The organism is Streptococcus sp. STC1396 (assembly GCF_058933875.1).
Map to the genome: position 1 here is coordinate 61,807 of NZ_JBZYCU010000004.1, position 14,393 is coordinate 76,199.

The window sequence follows — 14,393 nt, forward strand, 5'->3', positions numbered from 1 at the left end:
ACAAAATCTAAAGTAACTTTTGACAAAATTCTTGTTCGGTTTCGCTATCAATAATCGCTTGTAGTTTTGTGCTAAATTTTCTAATTGTGGCGTTAATTTCGTCTATTTCAGTATGTTTGGTAAATTGCTCGAACCTCGTTACTGTAAACCCCATAACGCCATTTTTAACGGTTAAATTGTTAAGGAATACTGGTAGGCTGATAGCAGGCAGGTACGCCCCAAGTTCATCGAACTCCCACTCTGACATTTCTGGTATCAATCCCCAGAAGATTTGTTGGCGGATTTTGTTGCCAATTTTTGTTAATTCTTGTTTAACGTTATTTTCTAAAATAATTGAGTGTTTTAAATTAAAACTTGGTAAATACTGAAAGCTTGGTGATGTTCGCCTTACTTCAATCTTTGGTTTATGGCTCAGCTTAACTGTTTGAATGCTGGAATTTATATTTTCTATTCATCTATCGAAATAGTACCCAGACGCCCTGAAAATACCTCAGAATAGATAATAAGTCGCCTGACGAAACACCTAAAAAACGGCGACACTCTGCCAACCAAATCTCACGCGAAGCGAATAGCGATGCGAATATTAAAATCAAGTAAAAACGACTGAACTTCTCGGCCGTTTTCGTATGTTGTCCTACTTTTCAAGGCTATCTGTCGCCCAAATTTCAGCCGTCTGAGACATTAACTCTCGAGTGTAATCTGAAGAGAACTCAGTTTGTTCAATCTTGTCCAGTAGATCTTTGATTTCATTTAGATCTTTAATCTGGCGGGTACTTTATCGTCGTCCAAATCGTAAAATGCTTCGAAAGTTTCTTTATCATCGACCAGTCCTCCAATTGAGTTAGGTTGATGCTCTCAGAAAATAACTCTCTTCGCAAGAAAAGTCCAGTGTTTTTCTGAAGAAACTAGCATTTACGAAGCGGCAGGAATATTATGAAAACGGTCTCTAGATATGCTATAATAGAACGAGTAAATTAAATAAACCCGAAGGGTACCCTTCCTTTATTATATTCATAATAAAGGAATCCTATCAGCCCTTCAATATTTTCAGCTGAAAGGTATACCAAAATATGAAGAAAGAACTGGAACGGCTTCTGGCACAAAATGACATCTTTATGGTGGAAGGTGTGCTCAATAAGAATAAATTAGCAGAGCTGGCAAGACAATATAATCCTGAACTTCTCAATCTTTTGATGAGTGATGAGAAAATGTCAAATCATTTCTTTTCAAGGCTTGAAACTGGTGTACTTGTCTTTAAGAAAGATGTCTTTTTGCAGTTTTTGAACAATAAGGAGTTTCTCCCTGACAGCTTTACCGCCTACAAGACTAAAATTGGTTTGGCGACCGGTGACAAGTACCTATCAGAAAATCAGGAAGTTGTCCTGAATTTTCCATACAAAGATTGTGTGCTAGAGGGTGGACAGACTAAGGATGATGCCAAACGACAGGAAATTTTCTTTAACGAGACACTCGCACCGACTGAGATTAATCGTCTGTTAGATGATAAGGTTTTAACTAACTTCAAACGTTTCGATAAAGATGGCGAGCATGAAGTGGAAGAACTCACAGATACAGATAATCTCATCATCAAGGGGAATAATCTTATTGCTCTGCATAGTTTGAAAAAGCGTTTTGCTGGGAAAGTCAAGCTGATTTATATTGACCCACCATATAATACTGGAAATGATGGTTTTAATTATAATGATAAATTCAATCATTCAACATGGTTAATTTTTATGAAGAATCGTTTAGAGGTGGCTCGGGAGTTGCTCTCTGAAAAAGGTATTATCTTCTTGAGTATAGATCGAAATGAATTTGCAGAATTGAAAGTTCTACTGGATGAGGTGTTTAGAGATGGGTATCAAGGGACTGTCATAAATATTTCGGCACCAAACGGTAGAGACTACGGAAATTTTGCTCAAACACATGATTATATACATATATACTCTAAAAATAGAGATAAAGTAGTACTTAACCAACTAGAAGCAGAAAATGATAAATTTAAGAAAGAGGATAGTTTGGGTAGTTATTACCTTCATCCATTATTTAATAGTAATTCAGCATTTCATAGTGAAAATCGTCCGAACCTTTATTATCCTTTTTATATTTCAGATGATTGTGACGTCGAGGGATATTATAGTTTGTCTGTAATTAGAGACGAACAACACACAATTGAAGTATATCCACCTAAGTCTCAGACAGATGGGACACAGTTTGTATGGAGATGGAGTAAAGAAAAAGCGACGAAAGAGAAATACGATTTGGTTGCTCAGAAAAAAACTGATGGTACTTATCGAATTGCTCAAAAAATGAGACCTAAGAAGCAAATAGCTAGAACTGTTTGGAGTGAAACTAGCTTTACAAATAGACGTGGAACTGAGGAGCTTCAGCTACTTTTTGGAGAAAAAGTATTTTCATTTCCTAAACCAGAAAATTTAATTAAAAGAATTATTGAGATTGCTACGAATGAGGGAGATATTGTCCTCGATTATCACCTCGGTTCGGGTACAACAGCAGCCGTCGCCCATAAAATGAACCGTCATTATATAGGTATTGAGCAGATGGACTATATTGAAAAAGTTTCGGTAGAACGTTTGAAAAAGGTTATTGCTGGCGAAAAAGGTGGTATTTCAAAAGAAGTCAATTGGTCTGGTGGCGGTAGCTTTGTTTACGCTGAACTTAAAAATGACGCCCAAGACTTCAAAAATGCTATTTCCGAAGCGACAACAACAGAAGAACTTCTGGAGTTATTTGAAATGGCAAAAAAGTCATCCTTCTTGTCTTATCGCATTGACCCTAAAAAATTAAAACAGACTGACTTTGAACTACTTTCATTAGCAGAACAAAAGCAAATACTATCTGAAATTATAGATAACAATAATCTCTACGTGAATTACTCGGATATTGACGATATTGATTACGGGATTTCCGCTCAAGATAAAAAGCTCAATCATGCTTTCTACAGAAAGGAACAATAAGCCATGCCTTTCATTTACGAAACCTATGACACCGTCAGTCGCTCTGGCTTCAAAAACTTTCGAGTAGATTTGCCAGATTACATTACTAAAAATCTGAAACACTCTTTGCGTCCTTATCAAGAGGAAGCGATTGGACGATATTTATACTATAAAACAGATGAAAATCGTTCGATTCCAGAGCAAGTCCTCTACAACATGGCGACTGGTTCTGGGAAGACGCTTTTGATGGCGGCGGTTATCTTGGAAAAGTACCAGCAAGGCGAGCGAAACTTCATCTTCTTTGTCAATAACGACAATATTCTTACCAAAACTAAGGATAATTTCTTGGAAAGTACTTCTGATAAATACCTCTTTGCGGATAAAATTGTCATGGACGGGCAAATTGTGACCGTGCGTGAAGTAACAGATTTTTCAGATAGCCGTGATGATAGCATCAATATCGTTTTTACCACCATCCAAAAACTCCACCAAGACCTGAATACGCCACGAGAAAATCGCCTATCTTATGGGCAATTTAAGGATATTTCGATTGTGATGTTGGCAGATGAAGCCCATCACTTGAATGCTGGCTTGGACGCGAACGAGAAAAAGGACAACACCAGTTGGACGAGTACTATTGAAACTATTCAGAAAACGGCTAAAAAATCTAGTATTTTCGAGTTTACGGCGACGATTGACCTCACTAATCCAACCTTGGTTCAAAAGTATAAAAAATCCTTGCTGTTCAAGTATGATTTGAAAGAATTTCGACTGGATAAATATTCAAAAGATGTTCTCTTTCATCTGGTGGATGGCGAAGTCAATAATCGTATGTTGCAGGCTATTATCATCAGCCAATACCGCAAGAAAATAGCGCTAAAAAATGGCATCAATCTGAAACCTTTGGTTATGTTCAAATCGCAGAAGATTGCTGAGAGCCAAGAAAACTTAGATACTTTTTTAAGCTTGCTCGAAAATCTTACTCCAGCAGATATTCAAGCACAACGTGAACTCGTTTTAGAAATGGATGAAAAATCCAGTATCTTAAAAAAAGCGTTTGCTTACTTCGAGACAGTTAGCATTTCTGATGCTGACTTGATTGCAGAGCTTCAGGAAGATTTTCGAAAAGAGCGCCTGTTATTAGTGGACGGAAAAAACAAGAACAAAGACAGCCTCACTCTCCTCAACACCTTGGAACAACCGACAAATGAAATCCGTGCGATTTTTGCCGTGGATATGCTTAATGAAGGCTGGGATGTTCTCAATCTTTTCGATATTGTCCGACTTTATGACACCCGTGATGGTAAGACCACAAAAAACGGATTTGTTGCTGGAAAAACCACCAATACCGAGAAGCAGTTGATTGGCCGTGGTGCTCGTTATTATCCTTTTGTGATTGGAGATAATTTTGATGAAAAATACACTCGAAAGTTTGATGAGAATGAAAACAACGAACTTCGAGTGATTGAACAACTTCATTATCATTCTGCGAACAACCCTCGCTATATTTCAGAACTCAAGCAAGTCTTGCGTGAATCTGGGATTTATGATGACCAAAATCTGGAAGAACGTGAGCTCAAGCTTAAGGAGTCTTTCAAGAAAACGCGAACCTACACAGATGGCGTCGTTTGGATGAATAAACGCCTCTCTTATGAGCAACTAATTGAACAACGTCAAGGAAGTCTATTTGATACGAATTTCATTCCCAAATCTTTCGAAGTCAAACTCCTAACCCACGGTGTGCGAGATATTGAGGCATTTGATGAAGGAAATTATGTTTCGGATTCATTAGAGGCGATTACCTTCAAATTTGGCAAAGTTATCAGCAACAATATTGTCAGAACGGCTATCAATCGCAATAAAAAGTTCTCGTTCGATAATCTACAGAAAGCTTTCGTAGGATTGCCAAATGTTGCTGGATTTATCAATATGCTTTCAGATATTGATATGCGAGTGGAGTCTCAGTACAAACTAGTGAATGATTTAACCCCAGACGACAAACTTTATATTACTGAAAAACTTCTCCATCATATTGAAAAAGATTTGATTGCGACCGAGGAGCGCTTCTTCGGTTCAGAAAAATTCGAACAATACAAAATAAAGGACTTGTTTGAAGATAATATCTTACGAAAATACACCATCAACCGTCAAAGCCAAGCAGAGTTTGGTTTGTCACAGAAAAATCCAGCCGAAACCCAGTATTTCGAAGATTTGGATAATCTAGACTGGTACGCTTACAATGACAACTTCGGCACAAGTGAGGAAAAACTTCTCGTCCGTTTGATTAAAGATTTGATGACTGAACTTGAAGAAAAATGGACGGATATTTACCTGCTTCGAAATGAAAAAGCTGTAAAGATTTATAGTTTTGATAAGGGGCAAGCCTTTGAACCAGACTTTCTCATGTTTGCTAACGACAAAAATACAGGAAATGTTTCTTGGCAGATTTTCATTGAACCAAAAGGAAGTCAGTTCTTGGACACAGATAATACTTTCAAAAATAGTAAGGAAGGCTGGAAACAAGAGTTCTTGCATCAAATCTCTGAACGAGATGAGGCGAGGACGCTAGTTGATGATGAACATTATCGGATTGTGGGCTTGCCGTTCTTTAATGATGCGGTGAGTAAAGATAGGGTTAAAGAAACTCTGAGAATCTTATAGAACTATATATGGAGGTTATTATGACAGTTAATAGAGGTTCGGAATTTAGAAAATGGGATTTACATATACATTCACCATATACGATATTGAATAATAATTTTGAACATTTGGCAGACGGTAGTCCCGATATTGAACAGTTTATCAAGAAACTTAAGGATGAGGGCATTTCAGCAGTTGGTTTAACTAATTATTTCAATTTTAAAGATGAAGATTTTATATTGAAGGATAAGCTAAATTCTGCAGGTATTGTTGCATTTTTAAACCTGGAGGTTAGACTCACTAATACGAATAATTCAAATCAGTTTTTTGATTATCATGTTATTTTTGATAATAGTATAGAAAATCAAATTATCAAAAATTTATTAGCCAATTTAAAGGCAAAAATTGGTAATACTGATAAATCCTTTAATAGGTTGACAAAGAGTGAAATCGACAATTCGGCAAGTGTCCCTTTTAATAGCCTTATATCTACTCTGGAAGGCGATGAAGAATTAAATGGCAGATATTTAAAAGGATTTTTGTCGAGGGGGCACGGAAATGCGAGAGTGAAAATTAGTTCTATCTATGAAGATGTTTGTCGAAATTCAGACTTCATACTTCATTCTAGCTGCGATAATCCCGACGACTGTCAAGATACTAAATGTTCTCATGATAATACTTTCAAAGATAGAGAGTACTGGCTGAATCATCCAAAATATATTAAACCCTTACTCCAATCTTCAGACGCTCATTCATTGGAGCAAATAGGAATGAAGTATTCTTGGATAAAGGCTGATCTAACCTTCGATGGATTAAGACAGATAAAATATGAACCTGAATATCGTATTAGTTTATCAAAAGAAAAGCCATTACTTGAAAAAGATGAGCTTGTGATTGATAGAATTGGTTATCCAGGAGAAGAAATTTATCTATCTGAAAATCTAAATACTATTATCGGAGGTCGGTCTACAGGAAAATCAACATTATTAAATTCGATTGCTAAAAAATTAGGGAATAGCATAGATGAGGGAAGCTATTATTTTAAAGACTTGGATAATTTTCGTGTTGTTTGGAGAGACGGCAAAGAGGATGATTCTAGAAAAATTCATTACATACCTCAAGAGTATATGTTTGCTTTAGCTAAAGATAATAGCAAACTGAAGGATTTGGTTGGAGATATAATACAATCCAAGGGAATGGATTCAGCAATAAAAATATATGACCAAAAGTGTAGTAACTTACAAAGTGAAATTCGACATTTATTTCATGAGTATAAGGAGACTAAGCGTTCACAGAATGAATTAGTTAAGCCTGAAGAAGAAAGACAGGCGACTTTAGATAGAATTAAAATCTATGAAAACAAAAAGCAAAAATTATTAAAAAATGGTTCTATAACCGATATTGAGCGAGAATCATTCGATAAAATGAATGAGGAGTTAAAAATAAATATATTGAAAAAAACCTCTCATCAGTCTGATTTGAATTATATAGCTGAATTATTTATCTCGGATGTAGAGCTTCGTTGTGATAGATTTGATGAACCTTCTGAATTTCTCCAAAATGAGTTGGACATTATCGTTGAATCTTTGAATGAAAATATACGGAAAGAATTTAAAGATAAAGTAGAAAAACTTAAGTCTAACGTAACTAAAACAATTCATAGTATTGAGGAAAAGATAGATACTATAAAGAATGACAAGTTATTTCAGAAGTGTACTCAATATTTAGAGAGTAATAATGAAGTTGTCAAGCTAGATGCGTCAATTAAGTCGGAAAATGAAATTCTATCTAAGATTGATAAATTTAATAGTAGATTAAAATCCCTTACTGATAAAGAAAATAGAATTAAAAATGATATTATCCTAAAGTATAAACAATATTCAATTTTTAGAACCGAACTGCAAGATTCTTTTGACATATCAGAGAAAGATGGTTTAAAGATAACTATCAATTTTTCATTAAATGATTTACATTCTGAGTTTGATTATATCAATGCGAGAGGCCACGCTAAACAGGATTTTATTGATAATTTGGAAGAGAATTTTGATACCGTAGTTGATAAGATTTTTGAAGACGACACCTTAACTTTTAATGGTAATAGAGATAAGTTATCTCATATTGAGTATTTTTTCGGCAAAAATTTTTATTCTTATCGTTTTGACATCGAATATCAGAAGGATAAATTTGAACAAATGTCACCCGGCAAGAAAGCATTTATCGTTCTGAAACTGATTTTAGATTTCTCAGATAGTAAAATTCCAGTCTTAATTGACCAGCCAGAAGATAGTCTGGATAATCGTGCTATATATAATGAATTAACGGCTTATATAAAAAAGACGAAATTAAATCGTCAGATTATTCTTGTTACTCATAACCCTAATATTGTTGTTGCAGGAGATTGTGAGAATGTTATTGTTGCAAATCAAGAATCGGATGTTTCCAAAAATAAAAATGGTAAAGTCTTCGATTATGTAAGTGGTGCCTTGGAAAGTATAGTCAAGGACGAGAAAAGCCAATTTTTACTGCAGAGATATAGCATCAAAGAACACGTTTGTGATATTCTCGAAGGAGGTCGAATAGCTTTCCTTAAACGAGAAAGTAAATATGACTTACAAGAAGAATTATAATCTATCAAAGTCAAAACGCCCTATAAAAGGGCGTTTTGATGAGTTATAGGTATGGTTTATAATGGTTACTTGGACTGCTGTCTGAGCTGTGGTATAATAAACCTATGGAAAATAAGAATAAGTTATTATTAATCGACGGTTCGTCCGTTGCTTTTCGCGCTTTTTTTGCGCTCTATAATCAAATCGACCGCTTCAAGAGTCCGTCGGGCCTGCACACTAATGCCATTTATGGCTTCCATCTCATGCTCAATCACTTGATGGAGCGCGTGCAGCCGACCCATATCTTGGTAGCTTTTGATGCTGGCAAGACGACCTTCCGGACCGAAATGTACGCTGACTATAAGGCAGGTCGGGCCAAGACACCGGATGAATTTCGTGAGCAGCTGCCCTTTATCCGAGAAATGCTGCAGCACCTAGGCATTCACTACTACGACTTGGCTCAGTACGAGGCAGATGACATCATCGGGACCTTGGACAAGATGGCTGAAAAAACAGCAGTGCCTTACGATGTGACCATTGTCAGCGGAGATAAGGACCTGATTCAGCTGACGGATGATAATACTGTGGTGGAGATTTCCAAGAAAGGTGTGGCCGAATTCGAAGAGTTTACCCCAGCCTACCTCATGGAAAAGATGGGCATTACACCGGAGCAGTTTATCGACCTTAAGGCGCTGATGGGCGATCAGTCAGATAATATCCCTGGTGTGACCAAAATTGGTGAGAAGACTGGTCTCAAGCTCCTCTTGGAGTATGGCTCTTTGGAAAATCTCTATGAAAATATCGACCAGCTCAAGGCTTCCAAGATGAAGGAAAATCTCATCAATGACAAGGAACAAGCCTTCTTGTCCAAGACTTTGGTGACTATTAACACTCAGGCTCCGATTGAAATCAGGCTGGATGATTTGGTTTATAACGGGCCTCAGATAGAGAACCTGAGCAAGTTCTATGACGAGATGGGTTTCAAGCAACTCAAAGCGCAGTTAGGAACTGGTCAAGAGCCGGTAGAAGTCAAACCCATTGAATTTACCAAAGTGACTGAGGTCACAGAGGATATGCTTGCACCAGAGCAATTTTTCTATTTTGAAATCTTGGGTGATAACTACCACAAGGAAGAGATTGTTGGTCTTGCCTGGGGCGATAGCCGTCAGATTTATGTCGGCACCAGCGATTTACTGCAACAACCTCTCTTTCAGGAATTTTTGACAAAAACAGCTCTGAAAACCTACGACCTCAAGCGGACCAAGGTACTGCTCAGTCATTACGGGATTGAACTGCCAGCAGCGTCTTTTGATGCGCGTCTAGCCAAATATCTGCTTTCGACGGTTGAGGACAATGAGCTAGCGACTATTGCTCGCCTCTACGGCCAAATAATTCTGCCGACTGATGATGAGGTTTATGGCAAGGGAGCCAAGCGTGCTTTGCCGGAGCAAGAGCAGCTCTTTGAGCATCTAGCTCGTAAGGTCCAAGTACTGCTGGAAACAGAAGAGCCGATGCAAGAACAGCTTCGTTCCCACGATCAGCTGGATTTGTTGCTTGAAATGGAGCAGCCTCTGGCCTTTGTCCTAGCCAAGATGGAGATTGCGGGGATCAAGGTTGAGCGGGAAACCCTGCAGGGCATGCAGGCAGAAAATGAAAAAACGCTGGAAAGTCTGACACAGGAGATTTATAAGCTGGCTGGTCAGGAGTTTAATATCAACTCTCCTAAACAGCTGGGAACCATTCTCTTTGAGGATATGGGGCTGCCGCTGGAGTACACCAAAAAAACCAAGACAGGCTACTCGACAGCGGTGGATGTGCTGGAGCGCTTAGCGCCGATTGCACCAATCGTGTCTAAAATCCTTGAATACCGGCAAATCAGCAAGCTCCAGTCCACTTACATCATCGGACTGCAGGAGGCGATTGCGGCTGACGGCAAGATTCATACTCGCTATATGCAGGATCTGACCCAGACGGGCCGTTTATCCTCGGTTGACCCGAATTTGCAAAATATCCCCGTTCGTCTGGAGCAGGGGCGCCTCATTCGCAAGGCCTTTGTGCCTGAGTGGGCAGACAGCGTACTCCTCAGCTCGGATTATTCTCAAATTGAGCTGCGGGTGCTGGCTCATATTTCGCAGGACGAGCATCTGATTGCTGCCTTTCAGCATGGAGAAGACATTCACACGGCTACAGCCATGCGGGTCTTTGGTATTGAAAAGGCAGAGGATGTAACGCCTAATGATCGCCGCAATGCCAAGGCTGTCAACTTCGGAGTAGTCTATGGAATTTCCGACTTCGGACTGGCTAATAATTTGGGAATTTCCCGCAAGGCTGCCAAAGATTATATTCAGACTTATTTTGAGCGTTTCCCTGGAATCAAGAATTATATGGAAACCATTGTCCGCGAAGCGCGTGATAAGGGTTATGTAGAGACCATTTACCATCGTCGTCGCTCCTTGCCGGACATCAATTCCCGCAACTTTAATATCCGAAATTTTGCGGAGCGCACAGCTATTAACAGCCCGATCCAAGGATCTGCCGCAGATATTCTCAAAGTCGCTATGATTAATCTGGATCGAGCTCTGGCAGAGAAGAATTTTAAGTCTCGCATGCTCTTGCAGGTGCACGATGAAATCGTGCTGGAAGTGCCAAATGAAGAGTTAGCGGCTGTCTGCCAGCTAGTCAAAGAAACCATGGAGGCTGCAATTGAATTGGCCGTTCCACTAGTAGCTGATGAAAATGCCGGCCAAACTTGGTACGAGGCGAAATAAAACAAGATACAAAGAGCGTCAAAACCAACTGAAAATTAGGAATCCGGACGAAGGAGCGATGCTCCTAGAACGGATTATCTTTTTCACACAGTGTTTAGCCCGGATTCAGTTAAGATACAAATATCCAGCTTTATTATGAATTAGGAGGAATCTATGACTTATCATTTTCAAAATCCCAGTGACGGGATTATCAAGCATTATCTGGGAAACAGCAAGGTGATTGCCGTTGTCGGTCTGTCTGACCGTGAGGAAACGACCAGTAACCGTGTGTCCAAGGAAATGCAAGCGCGGGGCTATCGGATTATCCCAGTCAATCCGCGGGCAGAGGGCAGTCAGATTTTTGGTGAAACAGTTTATGCCAGTCTCAAAGATATTCCTTTCCCAGTGGATATTGTCGATGTTTACCGTCGTAGCGAGTTTTTGCCAGATGTGGCGCGTGATTTTCTGGAAGCAGACGCCAAGATTTTCTGGGCTCAGTTGGGCTTGGAAAATGAAGAAGCTGAGCAGATTTTGCGGGCAGCTGGTCACGACGATATCGTCATGGACCGCTGCATTAAACGCGAGCATACCCGCTTGATTCTAGGTGAATAAATGGCCAAGTTAGTCATCATTCGTGGCAATTCGGGTTCTGGCATCGAGTCTGGCTAAGAAACTGCAGACTTACTACGGCCGAGGGACTCTCTTGATTGCGCAGGATACAGTTAGACGGGACATGCTCAAGGAAAAAGTCGAGCCGGGCAACCTATCTATTGATTTGACGGAAAGCCTAGCTCATTTTGGTTACGAACATGATTTGCTGGTCTTGGTAGAAGGTTTCTATGAGACAGATAATGCTGGAACGACTACGGAATTTGTTTAGTTCTCAGACTCTGGCTTATTACAACAATTTGACTTTTGAAGAAACCGTCCGCCGCCATCAGACTAGGGGCAAGCGATCTGACTTCTCCCCTACTGATATGAGACGCTGGTGGAAAGACCGAGACTTCTTAGGCTGGGAAGAGGAATCATTCTTTAGGGACGAAGATTCCTTGGAAGCAGCCTTTGAGCGGATTGTTCGGGATTTGAATAGAGAAAAAGGTTGAGATTTGAGCTCAACCTTTTGTAATACAGTAATGAATGGCCAATCAACTCAGCTTTCTCTCTTCCTTCAGTTTTTCATAAAAGAGCACCCGAGCTGTTGTGATGTACGGATAGGTCACGACTCCAGCTATTCCCAGGGTAATACCGATCAGGATATACCAACCGATAAAGCTCAGATCCAGCAAGAAGCGTTTCCACTTATAGCCTTTCATCATGCGTCTGCTTTGCGTAATGATTTGCCAAGGACCTTGGTAAGTGCCTGTGTTCAGTTGATCATAAAGGATGAAGTCGGTCTGAGAGTAAGCGTAGTTGGCAATCAGGAATACTGCCGTACCAGCCAAGACGATGAGAGTACCGAGAAACATCATCGGGGCATAGCTGACGATTTGCTCTACCTCAGGACTATCAGTCGTCAATCGGGACAAATCTGAGATTTTTTCATAAATAGCCAGTACCTTGTAACTGCTGAAGACAAGAAAGAAGGAACCAACAAGGCTGATGGAATTCCACAACAAGAGAAGAATACTCTTGGTCAGTTGTGTGATAAAAATCGGTGAAAAAAGCTCTGCGGAAAAAACTCGGCGAATATCAGCAAGACCAACCGTATCGCGTTTTTTTCGGACAACTTCTATCATGCTAAAGCTAGCCGATAAAAAGAGCAGGGCGATGACAAATTCCACGATTTGCGGGAAAATCTGGCGACCAAAAATCACAACAAAGGCCTGATTGACTTCCAACTGGGGAATAATCTCCTCCAGATGACGGTTGGGAGACAGATAGGTAGATAAAATGGTTACCAGAGTTGGAATAGCAAAGAGCGAGAAAATGCCATTGGTTTGATTTCGGATAGTGCGTGCCTGGGCACGGATTTCGCTTAAATTCATACAGACCTCCATTTCATGATTTTTATTATACCACATATCGTGACAGACGAGACTTTTTTTGGTAAAATCATACGGTATCTTATGAGCGCTTGTCGCTTATTTTATAGAAGAAAATAGCTGGGACTGTCTTTTCCAGCAGGAGGAAACATGTCAACATCATCGATTCAATATCGTTTAATCAAAAAAGAAAAGCACACAGGTGCGCGCTTGGGCGAGATTATAACGCCCCACGGAACCTTCCCAACACCTATGTTTATGCCGGTCGGCACTCAAGCTACGGTCAAGACTCAGTCGCCAGAAGAGCTCAAGCAAATGGGTTCTGGTATCATCTTGGCCAATACTTACCACCTCTGGTTGCGGCCGGGTGATGAGCTGATTGCCCGTGCAGGTGGCCTGCACAAGTTCATGAACTGGGACCAGCCTATTCTGACCGATAGTGGTGGTTTTCAGGTTTATTCTCTAGCTGACAGCCGCAATATCACAGAAGAAGGAGTGACTTTCAAAAACCATCTTAATGGTTCCAAGATGTTCCTGTCGCCAGAAAAGGCCATCTCTATCCAGAACAATCTGGGCAGCGACATCATGATGTCCTTTGATGAGTGCCCGCAGTTCTACCAGCCTTATGACTATGTCAAGAAGTCCATCGAGCGGACTAGCCGTTGGGCAGAGCGTGGACTCAAGGCCCACACTCGTCCCCACGACCAAGGTCTCTTTGGTATTGTTCAGGGTGCTGGATTTGAAGATTTGCGTCGTCAGTCTGCCCAGGATTTAGTCAGCATGGCTTTCCCAGGCTACTCTATCGGAGGTCTGGCTGTCGGAGAGTCTCACGAAGAGATGAATGCAGTGCTGGACTTCACAACGCCCTTGCTGCCTGAAAACAAGCCTCGCTATCTCATGGGAGTTGGAGCGCCAGATAGCTTGATTGACGGTGTTATCCGCGGTGTTGATATGTTTGACTGCGTTCTGCCGACTCGGATTGCCCGAAATGGTACCTGTATGACCAGCGAGGGACGTCTGGTTGTCAAAAATGCCCAGTTTGAGGAAGATTTTACGCCGCTGGATCACGACTGTGATTGCTACACTTGTACAAACTACACGCGCGCCTATATCCGCCACCTGCTCAAGGCTGATGAAACCTTTGGTCTCCGCTTGACCAGCTATCACAACCTCTATTTCTTAGTAAATCTCATGAAGAAGGTTCGCCAAGCTATCATGGATGATAATCTGCTGGAATTCCGCGAAGACTTTGTCGAGCGCTATGGCTACAACCGCTCCAAGAGAAATTTCTAGAAAGATTGACCGCCTATCTATCAGACGGCCAAAAGCACACCTTGTGAATTTTCTCATCAGCCAGGCTGGAGAGAACTTTAAAATAGATAAAATAAGCAATGGACTTGGGAAATAAAATTCCAGGTCTTTTGGTTTTTTTGGCCTATTTTTTGGTAAAATAGAATAAAA

At 40.2% G+C, this 14,393-nt stretch carries 8 protein-coding genes and 1 pseudogene; 7 read left to right on the forward strand and 2 right to left on the reverse strand.

Going from position 1 to position 14,393, the window contains the following annotated elements; genetic code table 11:
* Window positions 1-7: 7 nt before the first annotated feature.
* Complete coding sequence (locus tag AC5FEC_RS02465) at window positions 8-247, reverse strand: hypothetical protein (RefSeq protein WP_493661198.1); 240 nt, start codon at window positions 245-247, stop codon at window positions 8-10.
* Between the two features lie 823 nt (window positions 248-1,070).
* On the opposite strand from AC5FEC_RS02465, the gene AC5FEC_RS02470 reads away from it, so the two are divergent.
* From AC5FEC_RS02470 to AC5FEC_RS02495, 6 genes and pseudogenes are all read left to right on the forward strand, one after another.
* Complete coding sequence (locus tag AC5FEC_RS02470; RefSeq protein WP_493661199.1) at window positions 1,071-2,978, forward strand: DNA methyltransferase; 1,908 nt, start codon at window positions 1,071-1,073, stop codon at window positions 2,976-2,978.
* A gap of 3 nt (window positions 2,979-2,981) precedes the next feature.
* The gene (locus tag AC5FEC_RS02475; RefSeq protein WP_493661200.1) at window positions 2,982-5,618 is read left to right on the forward strand and encodes a DEAD/DEAH box helicase family protein; all 2,637 of its coding nucleotides are present in this window, start codon (window positions 2,982-2,984) and stop codon (window positions 5,616-5,618) included.
* A 20-nt stretch (window positions 5,619-5,638) separates the two neighbouring features.
* Window positions 5,639-8,224 carry a TrlF family AAA-like ATPase gene (locus AC5FEC_RS02480; protein WP_247905427.1) on the forward strand — a complete coding sequence of 862 codons (2,586 nt, stop codon included), beginning with the start codon at window positions 5,639-5,641 and terminating at the stop codon, window positions 8,222-8,224.
* A gap of 104 nt (window positions 8,225-8,328) precedes the next feature.
* Window positions 8,329-10,971: a DNA polymerase I gene (gene polA / locus AC5FEC_RS02485; protein ID WP_493661201.1), complete on the forward strand. Its 2,643-nt coding sequence runs from the start codon at window positions 8,329-8,331 to the stop codon at window positions 10,969-10,971.
* 153 nt (window positions 10,972-11,124) lie between these two features.
* Entirely contained in the window at window positions 11,125-11,562 is a 438-nt protein-coding gene (locus tag AC5FEC_RS02490; RefSeq protein ID WP_217473305.1) for a CoA-binding protein, read from the forward strand.
* A pseudogene (locus tag AC5FEC_RS02495) lies at window positions 11,563-12,053 on the forward strand (P-loop NTPase family protein). It abuts the gene before it with no gap.
* Window positions 12,054-12,095: 42 nt separating this feature from the next.
* On the opposite strand, the gene AC5FEC_RS02500 reads toward AC5FEC_RS02495, so the two are convergent.
* Window positions 12,096-12,935: a DUF975 family protein gene (locus tag AC5FEC_RS02500; protein WP_493661202.1), complete on the reverse strand. Its 840-nt coding sequence runs from the start codon at window positions 12,933-12,935 to the stop codon at window positions 12,096-12,098.
* 147 nt (window positions 12,936-13,082) lie between these two features.
* Here AC5FEC_RS02500 and tgt point away from each other — a divergent pair, with 147 nt between their 5' ends.
* Window positions 13,083-14,225, forward strand: a complete 1,143-nt coding sequence (tgt, locus tag AC5FEC_RS02505) for a tRNA guanosine(34) transglycosylase Tgt (RefSeq protein ID WP_493661203.1) — start codon at window positions 13,083-13,085, stop codon at window positions 14,223-14,225.
* The last annotated feature ends 168 nt before the right edge of the window (window positions 14,226-14,393 follow it).